Origin of the sequence: Micromonospora inositola, from assembly GCF_900090285.1 — a bacterium.
GTDB lineage: Bacteria > Actinomycetota > Actinomycetes > Mycobacteriales > Micromonosporaceae > Micromonospora > Micromonospora inositola.
The window spans coordinates 5,653,986-5,675,434 of record NZ_LT607754.1; the positions used below are offsets into that span (position 1 = coordinate 5,653,986).

Consider the following 21,449-nt stretch of genomic DNA (forward strand, 5'->3'; position numbering starts at 1 on the left):
GCGGGGTCGGCCGGCGGCGAGAAGGGCCGGCCGGGCGGGGATCCGGCTTCAGGCGAGGGCGAGCCGACGCAGCGCGCCGCCGGCGCCCACCTGGTAGACGTCGAGGCGGTTGGCGCCAACGGTGAAGAGCCGGTCGTCGGGCAGCAGCGCCGCGAACCGCCGGCCGCCCGGGTCGGGCGGCACGACCGGGACGACCGCGCCGATCGTGCCGTTGACCGCCACCGCCAGCATCGTCCCGTCCGGCACGGCGGCGGGCACGGTCCCCCAGACCAGGGCCGGCAGCTCGCCGTGGGCCGGGTCGACGGCACGGAACGCGGCGAGGTTCGCCACCTTCGCCGTACCGCCGGCCGGCCGCTCCCCCACCCGGGTGCCGATCAGCGGGCTCGGGGCCGGCCTGGCCGGCGGCGACGGCACCCCGCCGGTGATCGTCACCGGCTGGCCCGGGCGGTCGTAGAAGCGCTTGTCGGGGCGCTCGCGCGGGGCCTGCCGGGCGGACCGGCCGTCCATCCGCCAGGGGACCTTCACGTGGGTCTCGTCGGCGATGGTGGGCAGCAGGTCGACGTGCTCCCAGTTGCGGTCGTCCACCCGGCCGGCGCGCTGGCCGGGTTCCTTGACGAACATCGGCACCCAGGCGACCTGGTCGGCGGCGTGGTTGATCGCGTCCATCCCGCGGCCCTGCCAGTCCCTCGTGAAGCTCACCCCGTGGTCGGCGGTGACCAGGACGAGGGCCTGGTCGTAGAGCCCGGTGGCGCGCAGCGTGCGCAGCGTCTCGCCGATCAGCCGGTCGGTGTAGGCGAGCTGGGCGAGGTGCCGCTGCCGGGCCAGGTCCACCCAGCCGGCGCCGTCGTTGGGCAGGTCGTCCGGCGCCGCGTAGTGCTCTCCCGACGGCAGGTACGCCCACGGCGGGTGCGGCATCAGCAGGTGCAGGAAGTGCAGGGTGGGGCGGGACGACGGGCGCAGCCCGGCCAGGAAGCTGGTGAACCGGGCCGGCTGGTTGTCGTTGAGGGTGTCCCAGCGGAACTTCGGGTCGGCCGGCACCGGCTCGGCGGCGTCCAGGCCGGCCTGGGCGCGGGTCAGCTCGCGGTAGGAGTCCTCCGGGTCGACCCGGCTGTCCACCGGGGCGGTCACCTGGCGCAGCAGCCGGCCACTCTCCTGGACCAGCACGCCGAGTCCCCGCTCCGGCATGACCGGCTGCTCGCAGCGGCTGGGCGGGCAGAGCCGGGTGATGCTCTCCTCCGCCCTGACGTCGTACAGGCCGCCGAGGGCGGTGAAGAGGTTGTTCGGGTACTGCGAGTAGTGCGGGGCGAGCGGCTCGGCCGGGTAGCGGCCGGTGAGCATGGCCGGCAGCGCGTATGGGGTCCAGCCGCTGACCCCGGTGGCGTTGCGGTACCAGGTGGAACCCTGGGCCAGCTCGGCGAAGTGCGGGTAGCGGGCCGCGTCGATCTTCCCGTCCGGGCCGAGCAGCGAGACCACCGGCAGTTCGTCCAGGACGATCATGACCACCGGCGGGTGGGCGCCCGGGCCGGCCACCCCGGCGGCGCCGGCGTGCGCCCGAGGCAGCACCACCGCTGAGGCCGGCGAGGCGAAGAGGAACAGGCCGACGAAGACCGGCGGCCCGAGCGCCGCCACCCGCAGCACCCGGCCGGGCACCCGCCAGCGCCGGTTCGCGGCCGTCCCGAGCGCGCCGGCCAGGGCGGCGACCAGCAGCAGCGGTACGCCCCGCAGCGGCGTGCCGTGCCGCCCGACCTGGACGGCGAGGGCGGCCAGCAGCAGCCCGACGAGCAGGCTGTGCACCGCCGCCCGGGTGGCCCGCCCGACGACCAGGCTGACCGCGCCGAGCAGCGCGAACGCCAGGGTCGGCACGATCGCGATCAGGGCCACCAGGAGCAGGATGTCGCCCCGCCCGGCGCGGTGGAACACGAAGAAGTCGGGGCTGCGGCCGAGCACGTCCAGCAGCGGCTGGGTGACCACCAGCCCGACCAGGCCGACCACTTCGAGCAGCCGGCCCAGCTCCGCCCGCCAGGGCCGACCCGGCCCCGCCGGGGCGGACGGCACGGGTCGGACGTCGGGCGGCGCGAGCGTGCCCTCAGCCACCCACCACCGCCTGGTAGAGCGTCCGGGTGCCGGAGGGCAGCGCCGCGCGCCGGATGATCCGGCAGCGCGCCGCGAGCAGCCGCTCGAAGACGTCCCGGCGGTAGTCGGGGAAGAGCCCGTCCGGCTTGTTGGCCAGCAGCCGGCGGGCCATCGGGTCCTCGGGGTGGACGAACTCCACCACCAGCGCCGCACCGGGCTCGCCCAGCCCGGCGAGCTGGTCGACCACCTCCACCAGTGGCACGTTCCGCCCGATCGCCAGGTGGTGCACCACGGCCAGGGCGAGCACCACCTCGGCTCGGGTCCGGTCGGCGAAGCCGGCCCGCTCGACGCCACGCCAGCCACCGCCGGGCGAGGGGTCGGCCAGGTCCATCACCAGCGGCAGGATCCGCCGCTCCCCCTCGGCCCGCAGCGCCCGGTAGAGCGCGTCGACCACCGCCGGGTCCTGCTCGATCGCGACCACGTACCGGGCGTGCCGGGCGGCGATCCGGGCGTACCGGCCGTCGTTGGCGCCCAGGTCGAGCACCAGCGGCGGGCTGCCCGCGTCGGCCACCGCCTCCTCCACGAACCGCTCCTTGGCCAGCCGGTCCTGGGCCGAGTAGCCGCAGGTGCGCTGGTAGTCCGACCAGTGGCTCCCGCCCGGCGGGCGATCCAGCCGGCGGACCAGCTTCTCGATACCGCGTACGGTCGCCGCCGCCAGCTCCCGCGAGTACCCGGCGTCGCGCAGTTGGGCCCGCACGTCGGTGGTGGTGGAGCGGGCGTGCCGCTGCTGCATCGCGCCGTGCAGGTGCACGTGAGTGAGCACGCCGGGCAGCAGCCGGCGGGCGCCCCCGAAGAACCGGCGCATCTGGTCCGGTTCGAGGCCGTCGACCCGGGCGCGCAGCCAGGGCTGGAAGTCCACGCCGAGGTGGGCCTGGAGCAGCAGCGGGTAGAGCAGGGTCTGGCAGAACTGCCGGTACCCGGCCCACGGCTCGCCCTCGCGGAGCGGCTCGAAGGAGCCGACGTCGATGAAGACCGGCGCGGCGCCCCGCCACTGGAGGTTGTACGCCGAGCCGTCCTTGGTGGTGAATCCGTGGTCGAGCGCGGCGCGCAGGATCTCCAGGTGCAGCAGCGCGGCGTCCCGCAGCATCCCGAACGACCACTCGTAGGGGTGCGAGACGAAGGGGATCCGCTGGTGCCGCAGCACGGCGGACCAGGGCGGCGTGGCGGTGACCTCCTCGGTGCCGCACACCTTTCCCTCGGCCAGCAGGTCGCGGAAGAAGCCGGTGGCCGCCAGGGCCCGCCAGTCCGCGGTCGCCCGGTGGTCGAGACCGCGCAGCACCTCGCCGTCGCGGTGGAAGACCCGGTTGGTCGGGTCCCGGAAGGATCCGGGGTCGGCCCGGAGGCCGGTGTCGGGGCGGGCCATCGCCGGTGCCGGCCCGTTCAGCGGTGGTCGGTGGGCTGGCGCCGGAACCGGGCGACCAGCCGGCGCCAGTAGAGCTTGGCCGCCACCGCCGCTCCGGCCACCCCACCGACCACCGCCTGCACGATCAGGCTGCCGGACCCCGCGTCCAGGTAGGCCAGGTGCATCACCGGCCGCTCCCTTCCCTCGCCGTGATGGAGGCCGGCCACCATGAGGCATTTAGCCCTTTAAGCCGGACTTGTCTCCTTGACACCGTACGCCGCGCGAGCCGGTCGTGAAGGCCACACCGGTCACCGCGACCACGTCCGTTCCGTTCAAGACGACCGGCCCCACCCACCTCTACCGTGACCGCCATGACACCTCACTTCGACCTCATCGGCATGGCGGTCACCGAGATGGCGCGGACGCTCGACTTCTACCGGCGGCTGGGGGTGCCGGTCCCGGCCGGCGCCGAGCGCGAACCGCACGTGGAGGTGACCCTGGCCGGCGGCGTCCGGCTGGCCTGGGACGCCGTCGACATGATCCGCACCTTCGACCCGGACTTCGCGCCGCCCACCGGCAGCCCCCGGGTGAACCTGGCGTTCCGTTGCGCCGACCCGGCCGAGGTCGACCGGTGGTACAAGGAGCTGACCGGAGCCGGGTTCCACGGCCACCTGCCGCCGTGGGACGCCCAGTGGGGGCAGCGGTACGCCGTCCTGCACGACCCCGACGGCAACGGGGTGGACCTGTTCGCGCCGCTGGCCGCCGACTGAGCGGCGACCGGTCAGCCCCTCAGCAGCCGGGTCGGGGGCACGCCGGCCAGGTCGCGGACCTCCCGGGTGAGGTGGGCCTGGTCGGCGTAGCCGGCGCGGGCGGCCACCTCGGCCAGCGGCGTACCGGCCCGGGCCAGCGCGAGGGCGCGGCGCATCCGGAGGATGCGGGCGAGGGTCTTCGGGCCGTACCCGAAGAGGGGCTGGCAGCGGCGGCGCAGCGCGCGCTCGCCCAGGCCGACCTCGGCGGCCGCGGCGCCCACCGTGACGCCGTCCGCCAGTCGGGCGGCGACCCGCGCGCCGAGCGGGTCCGGGCCGCCGACGGCGCGCAGCCGCGCGACCGCGACCGCCGTCAGGGCGACGGCGATCAGCTCGACGTCGGCGGCGTCCGCGCCGATCGGATGGACGCCGCGCAACGAACCGGAGCGGCGGGCGGGCCGCTCTGCCGACGACCGTGCCGCGTCGATCCGGTCGGCCAGCGCGCCCGTGGCCGGCCCCCACAGGTCGGCCAGCGGGACGCGCTGGTCACGCACCTCGTCGGCGGGCACCCCGAGGACGGCCGGGCCGGTGCCGGGTGGCAGCCGCAGTCCGACCCACCGCTCCCGCGGCGAGCTGGCGGAGAGGTGGGCGACCCGATCCGGCCCGGCGACCAGCAGCCCGGCCCGGCTGGACCAGAGCAGGTCGACGCAGCCGTCCGGCAGCACCCGGGTCGACGCCCCGCCCTCGGCGACGCTGTGCCACACCACCGCCCCGGGGATCCCGATCGCGGCCCGCTCCCGGTACATCCCCACAGCCTGCCACCCGGCCAGGCCACCGGTCGACCACCAGGTCGCCGTCCCGGTGCGGACGACACCCCCGTGGTCGGGGCGGCCGTCAGGAGCGGCGGTGGTGCATGGCGAGGCGGAGGAGGGCGAAGCGGAGGGCGGTGGCCGCCAGGTTGGCGGCGACCAGCACCGCCAGCTCCAGCGGGCGGGGCGGGGCGGCGGTCGCGGCGCGCAGGACCGCCAGCGAGCCGCTGGTCAGCGCCAGGCCGAGAGCGAAGGCGAGCAGACCCTGCAGGTGGTGGCGGGTGGCGTGCCGGCGGCCGGAGATGCCGAAGGTGAGCCGGCGGTTGGCGGCGGTGTTGGCCACCGCGGTCACCAGCAGGGCCAGCAGGTTCGCCGCCTGCGCCCCCAGCGCGCCCCGGGTCGCCAGGAAGAGCGCCAGGTACGCCAGCGCGCTGGCCACCCCGACCGCGGCGAACCGGGCGAGCTGCCGGGGCAGTCCGGCCGGCACCTGCGCCGGCGCCGTGGTCAGCGGCGCCCGACCGAGCTGCTCGCGCAGTTCCGCCAGGGGCAGCGCCCCGCTGACCAGGGCGCGGGCCAGCCGGCCGATGCCCCGCAGGTCGGCCAGGGCGGTGGCGACGATGTCCACCCGGCTGTCCGGGTCGTCCACCCAGTCCACCGGCACCTCGTGGATCCGCAGGCCGGCCCGTTGGGCGAGGACCAGCAGCTCGGTGTCGAAGAACCAACCGGTGTCCTGCACCAGCGGCAGCAGCCCGGCCGCCACGTTCGCGCGGATCGCCTTGAACCCGCACTGGGCGTCGGAGAAGCGCACCGCCAGGGTGCCGCGCAGGAGGAGGTTGTAGCCGCGGGAGATCACCTCCCGTCGGGCGCCCCGGACCACCTGGCTGGGTCCGCGCCAGCCGGGTGCCGATGGCCAGGTCGGAGTGGCCGGAGATGAGCGGCGCGACCAGCGGCAGCAGCGCCGCCAGGTCGGTGGAGAGGTCCACGTCCAGGTACGCCAGCACCGGCGCCGGGGACGCCGACCAGGCGGCCCGCAGCGCCCGGCCCCGCCCCTTTGCGTCCAGGTGCCGCACTCCCACCTCGGGCAGCTCCGCGGCGAGCGCCTCGGCCACCGCGAGGGTGCCGTCGACGCTGGCGTTGTCCGCCACGGTGATCCGGAACGGGTACGGGAAGTGCTCGGTCAGGTGGGCGTGCAGCCGCCGGACGCAGGGACCGAGGTCGGCCTCCTCGTTGTAGACCGGCACCACCACGTCCAGCACCGCCGCAGGCGTCGTCCGCCGGGCCCGCACCGCCGCCCGGGGAGCACTCGGGAGGGTCATCGCTCAGCCCGCTTTCCGCTGGTCAGGTCGTAGACGGTGACCCCGTCGACGGTCTTCGCGGTGAAGTTCTCGGCGACCCAGGAGGCGATCTCCTGGGAGGCGGAGCTGCCCCCGTTGGCCCGGAACCCACCGCCGCCGACGAAGTAGTGGATCTCCCCGTCGGTGACGTACCGCTGGAACTGGGCGAGCGTCGGCGACGGGTCGCTGCCGTTGAAGCCGCCGATCGCCATCACCGGCCGCCGGGTGGCGAGCTGGTAGCCGGAGGCGTTGTTCGAACCGATCGTCGCCGCCACCCAGGTGTAGGCGTCGGCGTCGGCCGCCAGCAGGGACTTCAGCTCGGCGCTCGGCTCAGGGGCGTCGAGCAGCCCGCCCATGCCGCCGCCGCGCTGCGAGCGGCCGTCGCCGCCGGGGAACTGCCCCTGCGCGCCGCCGGGGAGGCCCGGGAACTGCCCGTTCTGCCCGGTCCCGCCGTTCTGGCCGCCACCGGGGAGGCCAGGGACCTGGCCGTTCTGCCCACCGCCCGGGAAGCCAGCGAGTTGGCCGCCGCCGGGGAACTCCATGCCGCCCGGCAGCCGGCCGCCGGGGAACCCGCCCCGGCCGGGACCGAAGGCGCCCTGCACCAACGGGCCGCGCCTGCGGCACCAGGATCGACCAGCTGCTCAGCCCGAAGATCCGTACCGAGAGGGCCATCAGCCAGAGCGAGGCCGGGGTCTTGTCGACGGTGATCGAGTTGGCCGCGTCGGACGAACCGTAGAAGAACGCCGTCCAGCTCTCCGAGCCGGCCTGCCCGGCGGCCGAGTAGAACGAGTTTGCCCAGCCCGAGGCGCCGAGGCTCCACAGGTAGAGCAGTCCGGTGGCGAACAGGAGGGCCAGCAGGGCCGGCCGCGCCCACCGGGGGTGGTCCCGGGCGGGCTCGGGCGGCGTACGGTCGCCGTCGGCGCGGGCGGGTTCGGGCACGGCCGCGGTGGGCTTCGGCGACGGGGCGGCGTCCGGCGTGGGCGCCGCGGCGGGCGCCGGTGCGGGTGACCCGGTCGCGGGCGCGGTCAGCAGACTCTCTGTTCTGTCCATGCCGGCCAGCCTCGGCCAGGCCGCTGGCCCGGCCCCGTGAACGACCTATGCGTCGGCTGTGGAAGCCGGCAGCCACACCATGAAGACCGTGTGGCCGGGGCGGCTGACCACGTCGACCCGGCCGTGGTGGGCCTCCACCACGGCGGCCACGATGGCCAGGCCGAGGCCGGTGCTGCCGTGCGCCCGGGAGCGGGAGCTGTCCCCGCGGGCGAACCGCTCGAAGACCTCTTCCTGCAGCTCGGGCGGGATGCCCGGCCCGTCGTCGGCGACACTGAGCTCGACCCCGCCGGCGACCGGGGCCAGCCGGGTGGTCACGGTGGTGCCGGGTGGCGTATGCACCCGGGCGTTGGCGAGCAGGTTCGCCACCACCTGGTGCAGCCGGGCCGCGTCCCCGGTCACGGCCATCGGCTCGTCGGGCAGGTCGAGCTGCCAGCGGTGCTCCGGGCCGGCCGCGTGGGCGTCGCTGACCGCGTCGACGACCAGCGCGGTCAGGTCGACGGGTTCGGCTGCCAGGGGCCGGCCGGAGTCGAGCCGGGCCAGCAGCAGCAGGTCGTCGACGAGGCTGGTCATCCGGGTGCTCTCCGACTCCACCCGGCGCAGCGCGTGGGCCACGTCCGGCGGCACCCGGTCCCGGCCGCGCCGGGCCACCTCGGCGTACCCGCGGATGGCCGCGAGGGGGGTACGCAGCTCGTGGCTGGCGTCGGCGACGAACTGGCGTACCCGCATCTCGCTGGCCTGCCGGGCAGCCAGCGCGGCGGCGACGTGGCCGAGCATCCGGTTGAGCGCGCCGCCCACCTGGCCCACCTCGGTCCGCGGGTCGGTGTCGGCCTCCGGCACCCGGACCGACAGCGCCACCTCGCCCCGGTCCAGCGGCAGCTCGGTGACCCGGCTGGCGGTCGCGGCGACCCGGTTCAGCGGGCGCAGGGTCGCCCGGACGATGAGCGCGCCGAGACTGCCGGCGATCAGCAGCCCGGCGGTGACCACACCGGCCTGGGCGACGATCATCCACATGACGGTCTCCTCCACCCCGGAGAGGGGGATGGCGACGCCGAGCACGTCGCCGTTGGCCTCCCGATGGGCCACCGCGCGGTAGTCACCCCGGTCGTCGAGCTCGACCGTGCGCGGCTGCCCGTCGGGGGGCAGCGCGGCAAGTGTGGTGACGTCGGCGGCGGGAACCTGGTCCACTCCTCCGGCCTCGGCTCGGCTCGTCGCCGTCGTCGCCCCGTCGGCGGCCATCCGCATCGCGATCGAGCCCGGCGGGAAGCCGCGTGGCGGCTCCAGGGCTGCCGGCCCGGTGCCGGGGCCCGGCCGCCGCGGATCGCCGGACTGGCGGAACCAGGGCGGCAGGTCACCGGTGCGTCGGTCGCCCATGGTGAGCTGGTTGTCGACCTGGGCGATCAGGAAGTGTCGCAGGGCGACCGTGGTGAGGCCGCCGATGCCGATGCTGACCAGGGCGAGCAGCGCCACCACGGAGAGCACCAGCCGGCGGCGCAGCGACCAGCCGGCCAGCCGACGCCGCAACCGCCCGGGCCGGTCACTCCGCGGGCTTGAGGACATACCCCGCGCCGCGCAGCGTGTGGATCATCGGCCCGCGGCCCGCGTCGATCTTCTTCCGCAGGTACGAGATGTAGAGCTCGACGACGTTGGCCTGCCCGCCGAAGTCGTAGTTCCAGACCCGGTCGAGGATCTGCGCCTTGCTCAGCACCCGGCGCGGGTTGCGCATCAGGTAGCGGAGCAGCTCGAACTCGGTCGCGGTGAGGGTGATCAGATCGCCGCCCCGGCGTACCTCGTGGCTGTCCTCGTCCAGGCTGAGGTCGCCGACGGTGAGCACGGCGTCCTCCCGGGTGGCGACCGCGAAGCCGGACCGGCGCAGCAGCGCGCGCAGCCGGGCGATCACCTCCTCCAGGCTGAACGGCTTGGTGACGTAGTCGTCGCCGCCGACGGTGAGCCCGGCGATCCGCTCCTCCACCGCGTCCCGCGCGGTGAGGAAGAGCACCGGCACGGTCGGGGTCTGCTCGCGCAGCCGGCGCAGCACCTGGAAGCCGTCCAGGTCGGGCAGCATCACGTCGAGCACCACCGCGTCGGGCTGGAACTGCCGGGCGGTGCTCAGCGCCGCCATCCCGTTGCCGGCGCTGCGGACCTGCCAGCCCTCGTAGCGCAGGGCCATCGAGAGCAGGTCGGTCAATGTCGGCTCGTCGTCGACCACCAGCACCCGCACCGGTTCGCCGTCGGGTCGGCGCAGCTCGATCCGGCCCTGCGCGGCCTGCCCGTCCATGACCATGTCCCCCATCGTGGGTCGCTCCGCTGTGCCGGGCCTGTCCCGATCCTGTGTACCAGCTGTGCGGCCCCGCCGGGGCGCCCTCGCGCGCGAGGCCCGACCCGGCCGGGCATCGACTCCGGGCCGGGGAGCTGGCGGTGTCGACGCGCTCGCGGAGAGCCGCCTCGGTGCCGATCATGTCCGGCCCGTATCGGGTGGCGCCGGCGCGGCCCGGCACGCCCGACGCACAGCGCGGCCACAGGTCCGACCCACGTGCCCTCCAGCCGGGGCGCGCAGGCTGCCGACATGAGCCTGAACGGGACATTCGAGGTCCGCTGGTGGTGGCGGGACCGGCCGGTGCGGGTGGCGGTGACCGAGCGGACGGCGCTGCCGGCGGCCCGGCGCGCGGTGGCGGGCAAGCTGGCTGCGCTGCGCACCGCCGAGGCGGAGCTGGCCGGGGCCCACCGCGCCGCCGGTCGCGCGGTGCCGGTCGGCCCGCTGCTGCGGGACCTGGTGGCGGTGGCGCTGGGCGCGGCCGCGGCCAACGGCGGCGCGGTGGACCCGACCGCCGTCGGTTCCCGGATCGCCGCCGCCGGACCGGCGCCGGACGGCGGCTGGCCGGTCGTGGTCGACGGCGGACCGGTCGCGCTGGCCGGTGGCGCCCTGGTCACCGCCGATCCGCTGCGGGCGGACGGCGGCGGGGTGCGCGATCCACGTACCGGAGGGGCGCCGGCCTCGCCGTGGGCGGCGGTGACGGTCGCCGCGCCGGACGCGGCGCGGGCCGCGATGCTCGCGGTGGCCGCGCTGGTCCGCGGTCCCGACGGCCCGGAGTGGCTGGCCGGGCAGGGTGTTCCGGCCTGGCCGGTGGCGCGCCCGGCGGCCCTTCCGCAGCCCGCTACCCGGTGGTGACTTGCCGGGCATGTCCATCGACGACGGTCACCCCGGTCATCCTCGGCACCACCCGCGCCGCCCCGGCCTGACCCGCGGCGCCGTCACTCGGTCGCGCCGAACGGGTCGGTCCGGACGAAACGCATCGTCCAGGTGCCGTACCCGTCCCGGTGGTCCCGCTCGTAGAGGTGGTCCGGCCCGCCGCCGGCCGACGCCGCGGCGTGGTCGGGGTGGCGCATGATCCACCGCTGCGGCGGCGCGCCGTCGGGGTCGGCCGGCAAGTCCCGGACCAGGTCGTGGGCGGGTCCGCCGACGAACCGTACGCGCACCTCAGCCACCCGCACACCCTCCGTCCCCGGGCCGGCACCAGTCGGCACCGCGCCCCTGGAGGGGAAGCTACCCCGCCGCGGCCGGCCCCGGCCGGCAAACCCGCGGCGGTTTGCCCAGCTCGGGCCCGGGGTACCGCGTCCTGAAGCACCGGGATCGGGCCGGGCGGGACGAGGACGAGGAGTGGTCGATGAGGACGCTGGGCGGGCGGTACGAGCTCGAACAGCGCGTCGGCATCGGCGGGATGTCGGAGGTCTGGCGGGCCCACGACCTCGTGCTGGACCGGACGGTCGCGGTGAAGCTGATCTCGCCCAGCCTGGACGACGAGGCGACGTCGGTGGAGCGGATCCGGCTCGAGGCCCGGTCGGCCGCCCGGCTGGTGCACCCGAACGTGGCCAGCGTGCACGACTTCGGCACCGCCACGATCATGCCCGGCCGGGAGGCGCCCTACATCGTGATGGAACTGGCCGAGGGGGAGACGCTCGCCGCCCATCTGCGGGAGGGCCCGTTGGACTGGCGGATCGCCGTCCGGGTCTGCGCCGAGGTGAGCGCCGCGCTGGCCGCGGCGCACGCGCACGACATCGTGCACCGCGACGTGAAGCCGGCCAACGTGATCCTCACGCCGTCGGGCGTGAAGGTCCTCGACTTCGGCATCGCCACCTCGGCCGGCGCGACGGACCACACCCCGGAGAACATCGTGGTGGGCACCCCCGCCTACCTGGCCCCGGAGCAGCTGGACCGGCAGCCGGCCACCCCCGCCGCGGACATGTACGCCCTCGGCGTGCTGCTCTACTACTGCCTGACCGGCCGCCTGCCGTACGCCGCCAGCAGCACCACCCAACTGCTAGGCGCGCGGAAGCGGCAGGCGCCGGAGCCGCTGCCCGACATCAAGGGGCTGCCGGCGGAGGTCGCCGACCTGTGCCGGCGCTGCCTGGCCGACGACCCGGCCCAGCGCCCCAGCAGCCTGATGGCCGCGCTGCTGCTCGCCGAGGTGGTGGACGCCCGGGTCTACGTGCCGATGCTGACAGCGACGCCCCGGCAGCGGACCGCGCCGCTGTCCCCGTGGACCGACCGGGCGGCCGCCGAGGCCACCGAGGCGATGGCCGTCGACCGGCAGCCCACGGAGTGGGCCAGCTGAGTCCTCCCCCGGGCCCCGGCCCGGTTTCACTCGGCGGGGGCCGGGTAGCCGGGCGGGTGAGTGACGGGAGGAACGCGATGCCGGATCCGAGTTCCTGGCTGCACGAGGCCACCGCGACCGCCGCGGGCGGTCACGTACGCACCGACGACGGCGGCCTCTCCACCGCCCTGGCGTCGCCGCTGGCGGCGCACTGCACCGGATTGAGGCCCGAGCAACTGCTCGCCGCAGCGTTCGCGTCCTGCCTGCACCACGCGGCGGTGGAGGCGGCCGGCAAGATCACCGACGAGGCGCACACGGTCCAGGTGACCGCGGAGGCCAAACTGGGCCGCGACAACGACGGCCGGTACCGGGCCGACGTGCATGCCGAGATCTCCTCGGCCGGGCTGACCCGGGAGCAGCTGGCCGACCTGGTCGCCTACGCCGACCGGCTCTGGCCGTTCTCCAGCGGCGACAACAGCCGGCACCGGCTCACCGTGACGCCGGCGGAGAACGGCCGGCACTGAGCCGCCGGGGTCGTCAGCGGAAGCTGGCGGTCACCGCCCGGTGGTCGCTGTCCGGGGTGCGTAGGACGCCGGCCGCGGTGGGGGTGAGTCCGCGGTAGAGCACGTGGTCGGGGCGGGTCACCGGCAGCTCCGCCGGCCAGGTGAAGCCGAAGCCCTGCCCGGCGTCCGCCTGCGCGTCGCGCAGCAGCCGGGTGAGCGGCACGAAGACCCGGTCGGTGGGGGCGGTGTTCAGGTCGCCGAGCACGACCAGCCGCGGGGCGTGGTCGTGGCGGACGGTGGAGGCCAGCGCGGCGAGGGTCTCGTCCCGGGTGGCGGTGTGGCCCGCCCGGGCGGAGCCCAGGTGGACCACGTAGACCACCAGGTCGCCGCCCGGGGCGGCGACCACGGCGCGCAGCGCCCGGGTCCAGCCCAGTGCGGTGTCCACGCCGGTGGAGTCCCGGATCGGCCACCGGCTCCACAGGGCGACGGTCGACACGGCGGCCCGGTGCGGGTACCGCTGGCGCAGCGCGGCGTCGACCCGGTCGTCGTCGTCGACCTCCTGCAGCGCGATCAGGTCGGCGCCGGAGCCGGCGAGCGGGTCGACGGTGGCGGCGGGGTCGGGATTGCCGGACCGCAGGTTCTGGCTGGCGACGCGGATCGCGGCCGGGCCGGCCCCGCCCGCCGGCGGGAGCCACGCCCCGCCGTAGAGCGCCGCCCAGACGACCGTCGGGAGCAGCACCGCGGCGAGCGCCCGCCGGGACCGGCGCAGCAGCGCGGCGAGCCCGAGCAGCGGTACGCCGAGGCCGAGCAGCGGGGTGGCGCTGTCGAGCAGGCTGCCGAAGCCGTGCACGTTGGGAACCGCGCGGTGGCCGGCGAGCAGCGCGGCGAGCAGGACGGCGAGCAGGCAGACGATCATCCCCCGCCGGTCCCGGCGGCCGCTGGGTTCACCGCTCGCCCGCTCGCCGATCACGCGCTCCGTCACCGTCCACAATCGTATCGAGCGGGGGCGGCGGGGGCGGCCCGATGGCGGCACCGGGGCGGCGGGGACGGACCGGTACCTCCGGCGGACCGGCGACCGACAGGTCGTGGGGTCCCGCATGGGCCGAACGGAGGAGGTCGGTGCATCCCGCACCAAAGATGATCTTCCGCCTGATTCACCCTGCTAGTTCGGTTATAAGCGACAAACCCGAAAAACGAAGAGGGCCGGTTTCATGGTTGACCGAGAGTAATTTCCGCGCGGATCATGGCAAATTGTGGCGCATGCCACCAACCGGCCCGATGGCAAGCGGCGGGAAGCTTTCTAGCCTCGGCGGGTGCATCCCGACGACTCCCCCGCGCAGAAGCAGACCGAGGCGACGCCCCCTGGCCGTCCCACCGATGTCGCATCAGCCGAAAGGACGATCGGGCGGCACCGGGCCCCGGAAGCGCCGCGCCGCCTCGCCTCGACCCCGGCCCGGGTCGCCGTCGCCACCGGCGTGACCTGCTGTCTCGGCCTGGTCGCCGTCGTCGGCGCCCGGGACATCGGCCAGCGCCACGAGCCCGTACGCGAGGTGATGGCGGACCGGGCGGCGGCCGCCGCCGAGGCGGAGCAGCGCGCCTCCCGGGACTTCCAGCGGACCGCCCCGCCGGTCGCCGTGCCGGTCACCCCGATCCCGGCCGCCACCCCGATCCCGCGGCCGACGAAGAAGGCCCCGAAGAAGCCGGTCCCGCCGAAGCACCCCCGACCGGTCGCCGGCCTGGACCAGCGCCAGATGGACAACGCCAAGGTGATCGTCGACGTCGGTCGGGACATGAAGCTGCCACGCCGGGCACTGATCGTGGCCATCGCCACCGCGATGCAGGAGAGCAACCTCTACAACCTGGCCAGCGACGTGCTGCCGGAGTCGTACGACTATCCGCACCAGGGCAGCGGCGCCGACCACGACTCGGTCGGGCTGTTCCAGCAGCGGCCGAGCAGCGGCTGGGGCACCGTCGCCGAGCTGATGCGCCCGGCGTACGCGGCCCGGGCGTTCTACGCGGCGCTGGCCGAGGTGCCCGGCTGGGCGGACCTCAGCATCACCCAGGCCGCCCAGGCCGTGCAGGTCTCCGCCTTCCCGGACGCGTACGCCCAGCACGAGCAGCGGGCCACCACCGTGGTCGACGCGCTGATCTGAGCCGCGGTCAGGCCGCACTCCGCTCGGACGGCGGCTCGACCGGGGCGTCAGTGGCGGCGGTCGCCACCCGGGTCGCCGGCACCCCGTTGCCGGGCACCGCCGCGGCGGCGGTCGGAGTGTCGGCCGGCACCGGATGCACGGTCAGGCCGGCGAGGAGATCGTCGACCCGGGCCTCCCGCCGCCGGCGGGCCAGCAGCGCCGCCTCGAAGTCGCGGCGCGCCTGCACCGCCTCGGCGTACGCCCGCTCCCGGACCAGCCGGGCCTCGGCGCGGGCGGCGTCGAGTTCGCCACGGGCCAGCGCCAGCAGCCCGTCCGCCTCCCGCTCCACCGCCGTCGCGCCGGTCCGCACGGCCGCCACGTCGCCCGCGTCCGGCGCGCCCCGCCGGTCGAGCAGATCGCAGAGGTGGGTCGCCTCCTGCCGGATCTGGTCCCACTCGCGACCGGCCCCGGCGGCGCTCTCCGCCCGGGCCGCGAGTCGGGTCAACCGGATCCCCAGCTCGTCCAGGCAGGAGTCCACCTGCCGCTGGTCGTAACCGGTCTCAACGACGGAGAACCTCATACTGTCGCCCCCCAGGCAGCTGATGTTTCTTCCCCACCTGCCGATCCTGAGGGCTGCCGGCGACCGCCGAGGCGGTTCGAGGAAAATGTTCAGCATCCGAGGGCGGTCGACGACCGGCGACCGCGCGTGGACAATCCCCGGGGAGCCGGGCGGCGATCCGGACGAACGAGGCTCAGGAACGCTTGGGCAGCACGACCACCCGGCCGAAGAACTCGTCGATGCGCCGCACCACGTCGTTGAAGTCGTCCAGGTCGATCGGCTTCGTCACGTACGCGTTGGCCTGCAGCGTGTAGCTGCCGACGATGTCGGTGTCCGCGTTCGACGTGGTGAGCACGACGATCGGAATGGTGCGCAGGTCCTCGTCCCGCTTCACCTCGCCGAGCACCTGCCGGCCGTCCATCCGGGGCATGTTCAGGTCGAGCAGGATCACGTCGGGGCGGCGGGCCTCGGTGTGCCGACCCTCGCGCCGGAGGAACTCCATCGCCTCCTGGCCGTCGTTGACCACGTCGATGACCTTCTCGACGTCGGAGTCCTCGAGGGCCTCCTCGATCATCAGGACGTCGCCCGGGTCGTCGTCCACCACCAGGATACGAACGGGGCTCGGGCTGCCTGGACCCATGGGGGTTTACCTGCTTCGTGTCGGTGGCGGAACGGGACCTCTCGGTCACCTGCTGGCGGGGAAATCTAGCCGATCAGGGGCGGAACGGCGAGGCCGGCTCGGGCGTGTCCGCGTCGTATCGGAGCACCTCGGCGAGCCCGGTCACCTGCAGCACCCGCGCCACCCGCCCGCCGGCCCCGGTGACCCGCAGCCAACCGCCGTCGGCCGAGGCGCGGTTGTCGCCGCGGACGAACGCCGCGATGCCGGTCGAGTCGCAGAAGGTGAGCTCGGTGAGATCGATCAGCAGGTACCGCTCGCCGTCGGCGACGAGCCGGTCGATCGCGGCGTTGAGTTGGGGGGCGGTGCTCATGTCGAGCTCACCGGCGAGCCGCAGGCAGGCCCTACCGCCGGCCCGTTGGGCGTCCGTGACGGTGAACGTCAACGTGGTCCCTCCCGCTCCTACCGCAGGCGGATGCTTGCGGTGCGGCAAGTATACGGGGGAGAGGTCCCCACGCCGGCACCCCGCGGCCGGTCAGGCGTGGACGTGGGGTGGCCCCCGACCCTGGGACCAGGGGTCGGGGGCCGGGGAGGGTGGCTCAGGCGGCGGCCGGCTGCAACCGCGGTCCCGTCGACCGCAGCTCCGCCGTCGCGGGCGGCTCCGCGTCCTCTGGTTGACCGGAATCCGGCGTCTGGAAGAGATAGCGGACGAACTCCCCACCCACCTCGTTGTCGTCCGCGCCCGGCCACTGTCCGACAGAGTCGACGCCGACCACCTCACGGCCCGTCCCGTCGGTCTCCTCCAGCAGCGCCCACAGGGTCACCGGGTAGCACCGGGTGGCCTCGGGGTCCAGCCGCCACCGGGCGTACCAGCCGGGTCGGGCGGGGACGATCTCGATGATCCTCTTCATGACGACCTTCCCTTCCGCGTGCGTCGGAAGTTTCCCGGTCCACCCCGATCATGGGCCGCCCTCGGGTGAGCGCCCCTCACCCCCAGCGAATGAAGCTGCCGTCCCGCTTCCGCGGGTCGCCCCCCGTGGCCGTTTCCTTCCCCGTTACGGCGGGAAGGCGACGCGCGGAAACGGCGGAACCCGACGAGGAACGAGGTGCGACGATGCGCAAGCAGATGGAGGGCGACAACCAGCGCCGCCGGGCCCTGGCCCGGGAGGCCCGCGAACGCGGCCGACAGCCCAGCCAGACCGGCGCCAGCCTGAGCGCGTCCAAGCAGGTCACCTCCCTGGACCGGGGGAAGCGGACCGGCCCGGCGCCCGCCGGGCGGCACAAGCCGGACACCACCCGGGGCGGTCCCGCCCCGCCGCCGGCGGGCGTGCCGCAGCCCGGTCGGCCGCTCACTGAGCCCGGCAAGGGCGCACCCGGGGTGACCACTCTCGGGTACCGCGCCCTGGTCGACGACGTCGGCCGCCGGTCCGGGGTCGACTTCTCCAAGGCCAAGGTGGGCGCCGAGGCGACCGTGTTGGCGCTGGCATGGGCGTTGGACGAGGCGGCGCGGGAACGGCTGCTCGAAGCGGTGCCGATGAAGCTGCACGACGTGGTGCCGGTAGACGGCATCGAACGGCACCACGACCTGGCGGGCTTCCTCGCCGAAGTGGCCCGGATCAGCGGGCGCACCCCGGAGGAGGCGCGCTACCAGGCCGAGGCGACCCTCGCGGCGCTGGCCGACGCCGACAGCGATCTGGTCGAGTCGCTGCGCGTACCCGACGGGTTGCGAGACCTGCTCACGCCGCCGGAGCCCGGCGGTGGCCTGGTGGGTCCGACGTCGGCCACCGCCCCACTGGACGAGCAGGAACTGAGGGACGCGCTCAGCCGCCTGCGGTACTGGTCGAGCGACCGGCAATCGCTGGTCCGCACGATCGAGCTGCCGCCGGACAACCTGGACCGGGTGCTCGACCGGCTCGACCAACTCCGGACCGAGGTCGGCCGCGCCCCGCAGATCGGCCGGCCGGACCCGGACAGCGCCGTACTGACCGTGCGGACCCAACGGGTCGACGGGGTGACCGTCCTCGACGTCGACCTGGCCCACCGGGTCGACGACGCCATCGAGGAGGTCGGCGCCGGGATGAATGCCGGCTGAGCCGCCCGGGCCGGCGGGCGCGACACCCGTCGGCCCGACCCGGCCGGTCGCCCACCGCGTGGGATAACGTTGCCGGCCGTGGAGCGGGCCGCCGACGACCTGACGCTGGTCGTCGACCCGGCCCGACGGACCGGGCGTACGCTGCTCGCCGCCGGCGTCGCCCAGTCCTACGTGGACGTCGTCGACCCGCGCCACCTGCACTTCGAGTACGTCCGGCGAGTGGCCGCGGTGATCGACCTGGCCGCCCCGCCGGGCCGGCCGCTGACCGCGCTGCACCTGGGCGGCGGAGCGCTCACCCTGCCGCGCTGGCTGGCCGCCACCCGCCCCGGATCGGCGCAGCTGGTCATCGAGCGGGAGCCGGCGGTGGTCGAGCTGGTCCGCCGGGAGCTGCCGCCGCTGCCGCCGGAGGTGGCCGTCGAGGTCGCCGACGCCCGGGACGCGGTGAGCGCCGCCCCGCCCGGCCGGTACGACCTGGTCCTGGCCGACGTCTACCGGGCGGCCCGGATGCCCGGGCACGTGGCCAGCGTCGAGTTCGCCGCCGAGGTGGCCCGGACGTTGCGCCCCGACGGCGTCTACCTGGTCAATGTGACCGACCTTCCACCGCTGGTCTTCTGCCGGGCCCAGGTGGCCACCCTGCGCGCGGTCTTCGCCGACGTCTGCCTGGTCGCCGACCGGCGGATGCTGCGGGGGCGCCGGTACGGCAACCTGGTGCTCGCCGCCGCGCACCGCCCCGACCGCCTGCCGGTACGCCGGCTGGCCGCCCGGGTGGCCGGCGACCCCCTCCCCGGCGGGGTGCTGCACGGCCCGACGCTGGACGCCTTCGTCTCCGGCGCCCGCCCCGCCACCGACGCCACCCTCGCCGCGGACTGACCGGGACCCGCCCGGCGTTCCACGGGCCGGGCAGGCCTCCCGGACCGGGACCGGACCGGGCACTCCGCGGCGGCGGTGCTCCCGCGCGGCCGGGCCGCGGGTTTTGCCGGATCCCGGCCGGGTAGCCGCGCCGGATGAGCGACGCCCAGGACCGGACCACCGCGCGCCGCGCGCTGATCGTCATCGGCCTGGTGCTGGCCACCCTGCTCGGGCTGACCCTGGTCTGGGCCACCCGGCGGGTGCTGATCTGGACCCTGGTGGCGGCGTTCTTCGCGGTGGCCCTGAAACCGCTGGTCGACCGGCTGCAACGCCGCTGGGTGCGGCACCGGGCGCTGGCCATCCTGCTGGTCTTCCTCGCCACGTTCGTCCTGCTCGGCGCCCTCGCCGCGTTGATCGTCCTACCGCTGGTCGACGAGGTCGGCCGGTTCGCCGACCGGGCGCCGGAGCTGTTGCGGGAAGCCCGGGCTGGTCGGGGGCCGGTGGGCGAGCTGCTGACCCGGTTCCGGCTGCGGGAGTACGCCAACCGCCACGCCGACCAGCTCCAGCAGTACGGCTCGCGGCTGGGCCAGCCCGCCGTGGGGCTGGTCCGGGGCGTGCTGCAGACCATCGTCGGGCTGGTCACCGTGATCGTCCTGGCGTTCCTGATGGTGCTGGAGGCCCCGAAGATCATCGCGGGGGTGCTGGCCCTGGCGGGCGACGGCGGGACGGAACGGCTGCGCCGCGTCGGGCGGGACTCCGCCCGCACCATCACCGGCTATCTCACCGGCAACCTGCTGATCAGCGTGATCTGTGGCGGGCTGACCTTTCTGGTGCTCCTTCTCACCGGCGTGCCGTTCGCCGCGGTGATCGCCCTGCTGGTCGCCATCGCGGACCTGATCCCGCTGGTCGGCGCGACGCTGGGCGCGATCATCGCGGCCGGCGCCGGGTTCCTGCACTCGCCCACCGCGGGCGTCGTCGTGCTGGTCTTCTTCGTCGTCTACCAGCAGGCGGAGAACCACCTGCTGCAGCCGGTGATCATGTCCCGCGCGGTCCGGTTGAACCCGCTGACCGTGCTGGTCAGCGTGCTGCTCGCGGCGGAGCTGGCCGGTCTGGTCGGTGCCCTGCTGGCCATCCCGGCCGCCGGGATCGCGCAGATCCTGCTCCGCGAGTTCGCCCCGAAGGGGCTGCGCACCGTGCCGTCACCCGCCACCGGGGCCGCCGACCCACCGGACGGCGCCAGCGCCGACCAGCCGCCCCCGGAGCAACCGCGCGGCGGGCCGGGAAACCGACCGGCCGGCGGGCGGGCCCCCGGCGGGAACCCGCCGCCGGCCGGCGGCTGACCGTCGCTCAACCGCGGCGCACCATCTCAGGCGACTCGCTCTCCAGCGGCACCGCGTTGGCCGGGACGAGGCCGAGCTGCACTGCGGGTCGGGACATCGTCGCGTCGAGCACCCAGTCGGCGCCCACCCGGGCCCGGTTCCCGGGCATGGCCAGCAGGTGGTAGCCGCGGGTCACCGCCTTGGCCGGCAGGCCCGACAGCGACACCTTCAACGGGTTCGCCGCGGCGTCCTTGCCGCCCAGGTCGACCACCCAGCCCAGGTCGTAGTGCTTGTACGGCTTACGACTGCCCTGCCCGTACGACGCGGCGATGTTCTGCGCGGCCAGCTTGCCCTGCCGCTGCGCGTGCTGGGCGGTCATCGTGCAGATCTGGCCGGGGCGGGTCACGTCGGGCACGGCGGCCGCGTCGCCGCAGGCGTACACCTCGGGGTAACCGGGGACGTTGAGGAACTCGTCGACCACCAGGCGGCCCTTCTCGGTGCGCAGCCCCAGCTCGGCGACGAACGGGTCGGGGCGCACGCCCACGCACCAGACCAGGCTGCAGGTCGACACGTACTCGCCGTCGGTCAGCATCACCCCGTCCGGGGTGGCCTCCGACACCGAGGTGCCCATCCGCACGTCGACGCCGCGCCGCCGGAGCACCCGGTCGGCGGTCCGCGACATCCGCTCGCCCAGCTCCGGCAGCACCCGGGGCGCGATGTCGAGCAGCATCCAGCGCGGGCGCACCGTCAGGTGCGGACGCTGGGCGACCAGCCGGTCGGTGAAGAGCTGCCCGTGCGCGGCGACCTCGGTGCCGGTGTAGCCGGCCCCCACCACCACGAACGTGGTCCGCGCCCGCTGCTCGGCCGGGTCCTCGGTCAGCTCGGCCAGCTCGATCTGCCGGACCACGTGGTCGTGCAGGAAGAGCGCCTCCGGCAGGCCGCGGAAGCCGTGCGCGTACTCGGTCACCCCCGGGATCGGCAGCAGCTTGTTGACGCTGCCGACGGCGAGGACGAGCCGGTCGTACGCCAGCTGGCCACGGTCACCCTCCTGCTGCCGGTAACCGACCCAGCGGTTCTGCAGGTCGACCCGGTCCGCCTCACCGATCACCACCCGCACGCCGTCCAGGGTGCCCGACAGCGGCACCGAGATCCGGGTCGGCTCCACCACCCCGGCGGCGACCTCGGGCAGCAGCGGCAGGTAGAGGAAGTAGTCGGTCGAGTTCAGCAGGACGATCTCGGCCCGCTTGCCGGCGAGCCGGCTCAACGTCTTCGCCGCGTGGTATCCGGCGAACCCGGCCCCCACGATCACCACACGAGGTTTCGTCATGCCCGCTGCCGTTCCCGCCGAAACGCGCGACAAACGTGCGGGTCGGTGC

21 protein-coding genes and 2 pseudogenes are annotated in these 21,449 nt (G+C 75.3%); 8 read left to right on the forward strand and 15 right to left on the reverse strand.

What is annotated here, in order from left to right; translation table 11 throughout:
• Positions 1 to 48 precede the first annotated feature (48 nt).
• From GA0070613_RS26980 to GA0070613_RS32845, 3 genes are read right to left on the reverse strand one after another with little or no spacing between them, the layout of a single operon-like run.
• Positions 49 to 2,094: a sulfatase-like hydrolase/transferase gene (locus tag GA0070613_RS26980; protein ID WP_089014842.1), complete on the reverse strand. Its 2,046-nt coding sequence runs from the start codon at positions 2,092 to 2,094 to the stop codon at positions 49 to 51.
• Complete coding sequence (locus GA0070613_RS26985; RefSeq protein WP_089014843.1) at positions 2,087 to 3,496, reverse strand: methyltransferase domain-containing protein; 1,410 nt, start codon at positions 3,494 to 3,496, stop codon at positions 2,087 to 2,089. The genes GA0070613_RS26980 and GA0070613_RS26985 overlap by 8 nt, the downstream gene beginning before the upstream one ends.
• 17 nt (positions 3,497 to 3,513) lie before the next feature.
• Positions 3,514 to 3,663 carry a hypothetical protein gene (locus tag GA0070613_RS32845; protein WP_172875909.1) on the reverse strand — a complete coding sequence of 50 codons (150 nt, stop codon included), beginning with the start codon at positions 3,661 to 3,663 and terminating at the stop codon, positions 3,514 to 3,516.
• Between the two features lie 183 nt (positions 3,664 to 3,846).
• On the opposite strand from GA0070613_RS32845, the gene GA0070613_RS26995 reads away from it, so the two are divergent.
• On the forward strand, positions 3,847 to 4,245 hold the full coding sequence (locus tag GA0070613_RS26995; protein WP_089014845.1) for a VOC family protein: 399 nt from the start codon (positions 3,847 to 3,849) through the stop codon (positions 4,243 to 4,245).
• 11 nt (positions 4,246 to 4,256) lie between these two features.
• Here the strand turns inward: GA0070613_RS26995 and GA0070613_RS27000 are convergent, their stop codons facing one another.
• The 5 genes and pseudogenes from GA0070613_RS27000 to GA0070613_RS27020 all read right to left on the reverse strand — a co-directional run bounded on the left by GA0070613_RS27000 (position 4,257) and on the right by GA0070613_RS27020 (position 9,689).
• Positions 4,257 to 5,027 (reverse strand): helix-turn-helix domain-containing protein, encoded by a 771-nt coding sequence (locus GA0070613_RS27000; protein WP_089014846.1) that lies wholly within the window; start codon positions 5,025 to 5,027, stop codon positions 4,257 to 4,259.
• Positions 5,028 to 5,115: 88 nt separating this feature from the next.
• Positions 5,116 to 6,346: pseudogene (locus GA0070613_RS27005) on the reverse strand (dolichyl-phosphate beta-glucosyltransferase).
• Positions 6,343 to 6,951, reverse strand: a pseudogene (locus GA0070613_RS34560) (mannosyltransferase YkcB-related protein); the annotation flags it as partial. The pseudogenes GA0070613_RS27005 and GA0070613_RS34560, both read right to left, overlap by 4 nt.
• A 508-nt stretch (positions 6,952 to 7,459) precedes the next feature.
• Positions 7,460 to 8,971 carry a sensor histidine kinase gene (locus tag GA0070613_RS27015; protein WP_089014847.1) on the reverse strand — a complete coding sequence of 504 codons (1,512 nt, stop codon included), beginning with the start codon at positions 8,969 to 8,971 and terminating at the stop codon, positions 7,460 to 7,462.
• Positions 8,949 to 9,689 (reverse strand): response regulator transcription factor, encoded by a 741-nt coding sequence (locus GA0070613_RS27020; RefSeq protein WP_089016227.1) that lies wholly within the window; start codon positions 9,687 to 9,689, stop codon positions 8,949 to 8,951. The genes GA0070613_RS27015 and GA0070613_RS27020 overlap by 23 nt, the downstream gene beginning before the upstream one ends.
• A 288-nt stretch (positions 9,690 to 9,977) precedes the next feature.
• Here GA0070613_RS27020 and GA0070613_RS27025 point away from each other — a divergent pair, with 288 nt between their 5' ends.
• The gene (locus tag GA0070613_RS27025) at positions 9,978 to 10,580 is read left to right on the forward strand and encodes a hypothetical protein (protein WP_089014848.1); all 603 of its coding nucleotides are present in this window, start codon (positions 9,978 to 9,980) and stop codon (positions 10,578 to 10,580) included.
• An 83-nt stretch (positions 10,581 to 10,663) separates the two neighbouring features.
• Here the strand turns inward: GA0070613_RS27025 and GA0070613_RS27030 are convergent, their stop codons facing one another.
• On the reverse strand, positions 10,664 to 10,897 hold the full coding sequence (locus tag GA0070613_RS27030) for a hypothetical protein (RefSeq protein WP_089016228.1): 234 nt from the start codon (positions 10,895 to 10,897) through the stop codon (positions 10,664 to 10,666).
• Positions 10,898 to 11,076: 179 nt separating this feature from the next.
• On the opposite strand from GA0070613_RS27030, the gene GA0070613_RS27035 reads away from it, so the two are divergent.
• On the forward strand, positions 11,077 to 12,024 hold the full coding sequence (locus GA0070613_RS27035; RefSeq protein WP_089014849.1) for a serine/threonine-protein kinase: 948 nt from the start codon (positions 11,077 to 11,079) through the stop codon (positions 12,022 to 12,024).
• 77 nt (positions 12,025 to 12,101) lie between these two features.
• Positions 12,102 to 12,527 (forward strand): OsmC family protein, encoded by a 426-nt coding sequence (locus GA0070613_RS27040; protein ID WP_089014850.1) that lies wholly within the window; start codon positions 12,102 to 12,104, stop codon positions 12,525 to 12,527.
• Positions 12,528 to 12,540: 13 nt separating this feature from the next.
• Here the strand turns inward: GA0070613_RS27040 and GA0070613_RS27045 are convergent, their stop codons facing one another.
• Positions 12,541 to 13,488, reverse strand: a complete 948-nt coding sequence (locus GA0070613_RS27045; protein WP_231929503.1) for an endonuclease/exonuclease/phosphatase family protein — start codon at positions 13,486 to 13,488, stop codon at positions 12,541 to 12,543.
• Positions 13,489 to 13,819: 331 nt separating this feature from the next.
• Here GA0070613_RS27045 and GA0070613_RS27050 point away from each other — a divergent pair, with 331 nt between their 5' ends.
• Entirely contained in the window at positions 13,820 to 14,659 is an 840-nt protein-coding gene (locus GA0070613_RS27050) for a hypothetical protein (protein WP_172875910.1), read from the forward strand.
• A 7-nt stretch (positions 14,660 to 14,666) separates the two neighbouring features.
• Here the strand turns inward: GA0070613_RS27050 and GA0070613_RS27055 are convergent, their stop codons facing one another.
• The 4 genes from GA0070613_RS27055 to GA0070613_RS27070 all read right to left on the reverse strand — a co-directional run bounded on the left by GA0070613_RS27055 (position 14,667) and on the right by GA0070613_RS27070 (position 16,724).
• Positions 14,667 to 15,218, reverse strand: a complete 552-nt coding sequence (locus GA0070613_RS27055; RefSeq protein WP_089014851.1) for an ATPase — start codon at positions 15,216 to 15,218, stop codon at positions 14,667 to 14,669.
• A gap of 172 nt (positions 15,219 to 15,390) precedes the next feature.
• Positions 15,391 to 15,837 (reverse strand): response regulator, encoded by a 447-nt coding sequence (locus tag GA0070613_RS27060; RefSeq protein ID WP_089014852.1) that lies wholly within the window; start codon positions 15,835 to 15,837, stop codon positions 15,391 to 15,393.
• A 73-nt stretch (positions 15,838 to 15,910) separates the two neighbouring features.
• A complete protein-coding gene (locus GA0070613_RS27065) occupies positions 15,911 to 16,258 on the reverse strand; it encodes an STAS domain-containing protein (RefSeq protein ID WP_089014853.1) in 348 nt (115 codons plus the stop codon).
• A gap of 154 nt (positions 16,259 to 16,412) precedes the next feature.
• Positions 16,413 to 16,724, reverse strand: a complete 312-nt coding sequence (locus GA0070613_RS27070; RefSeq protein WP_089014854.1) for a hypothetical protein — start codon at positions 16,722 to 16,724, stop codon at positions 16,413 to 16,415.
• A 203-nt stretch (positions 16,725 to 16,927) separates the two neighbouring features.
• On the opposite strand from GA0070613_RS27070, the gene GA0070613_RS27075 reads away from it, so the two are divergent.
• The 3 genes from GA0070613_RS27075 (at position 16,928) to GA0070613_RS27085 (ending at position 20,094) form a co-directional block, all read left to right on the forward strand.
• Positions 16,928 to 17,905, forward strand: coding sequence for a DUF2267 domain-containing protein (locus GA0070613_RS27075; RefSeq protein WP_089014855.1), 978 nt, complete (start codon positions 16,928 to 16,930; stop codon positions 17,903 to 17,905).
• A gap of 78 nt (positions 17,906 to 17,983) precedes the next feature.
• On the forward strand, positions 17,984 to 18,775 hold the full coding sequence (locus GA0070613_RS27080) for a spermidine synthase (protein WP_172875911.1): 792 nt from the start codon (positions 17,984 to 17,986) through the stop codon (positions 18,773 to 18,775).
• A gap of 134 nt (positions 18,776 to 18,909) precedes the next feature.
• A complete protein-coding gene (locus GA0070613_RS27085) occupies positions 18,910 to 20,094 on the forward strand; it encodes an AI-2E family transporter (RefSeq protein ID WP_089014857.1) in 1,185 nt (394 codons plus the stop codon).
• A gap of 7 nt (positions 20,095 to 20,101) precedes the next feature.
• Here GA0070613_RS27085 and GA0070613_RS27090 read toward each other — a convergent pair whose 3' ends face one another.
• Positions 20,102 to 21,400 (reverse strand): NAD(P)/FAD-dependent oxidoreductase, encoded by a 1,299-nt coding sequence (locus GA0070613_RS27090; protein ID WP_089014858.1) that lies wholly within the window; start codon positions 21,398 to 21,400, stop codon positions 20,102 to 20,104.
• Positions 21,401 to 21,449 lie beyond the last annotated feature (49 nt).

Coding starts and splice junctions, on each gene's coding strand:
- GA0070613_RS26985 (WP_089014843.1), bottom strand. CDS start 3,496: ATGGCCCGCCCCGACACCGGCCTCCGGGCCGACCCCGGATCCTTCCGG.
- GA0070613_RS26995 (WP_089014845.1), top strand. CDS start 3,847: ATGACACCTCACTTCGACCTCATCGGCATGGCGGTCACCGAGATGGCG.
- GA0070613_RS27000 (WP_089014846.1), bottom strand. CDS start 5,027: ATGTACCGGGAGCGGGCCGCGATCGGGATCCCCGGGGCGGTGGTGTGG.
- GA0070613_RS27015 (WP_089014847.1), bottom strand. CDS start 8,971: ATGTCCTCAAGCCCGCGGAGTGACCGGCCCGGGCGGTTGCGGCGTCGG.
- GA0070613_RS27020 (WP_089016227.1), bottom strand. CDS start 9,689: ATGGACGGGCAGGCCGCGCAGGGCCGGATCGAGCTGCGCCGACCCGAC.
- GA0070613_RS27025 (WP_089014848.1), top strand. CDS start 9,978: ATGAGCCTGAACGGGACATTCGAGGTCCGCTGGTGGTGGCGGGACCGG.
- GA0070613_RS27035 (WP_089014849.1), top strand. CDS start 11,077: ATGAGGACGCTGGGCGGGCGGTACGAGCTCGAACAGCGCGTCGGCATC.
- GA0070613_RS27040 (WP_089014850.1), top strand. CDS start 12,102: ATGCCGGATCCGAGTTCCTGGCTGCACGAGGCCACCGCGACCGCCGCG.
- GA0070613_RS27055 (WP_089014851.1), bottom strand. CDS start 15,218: ATGAGGTTCTCCGTCGTTGAGACCGGTTACGACCAGCGGCAGGTGGAC.
- GA0070613_RS27060 (WP_089014852.1), bottom strand. CDS start 15,837: ATGGGTCCAGGCAGCCCGAGCCCCGTTCGTATCCTGGTGGTGGACGAC.
- GA0070613_RS27070 (WP_089014854.1), bottom strand. CDS start 16,724: ATGAAGAGGATCATCGAGATCGTCCCCGCCCGACCCGGCTGGTACGCC.
- GA0070613_RS27075 (WP_089014855.1), top strand. CDS start 16,928: ATGCGCAAGCAGATGGAGGGCGACAACCAGCGCCGCCGGGCCCTGGCC.
- GA0070613_RS27085 (WP_089014857.1), top strand. CDS start 18,910: ATGAGCGACGCCCAGGACCGGACCACCGCGCGCCGCGCGCTGATCGTC.
- GA0070613_RS27090 (WP_089014858.1), bottom strand. CDS start 21,400: ATGACGAAACCTCGTGTGGTGATCGTGGGGGCCGGGTTCGCCGGATAC.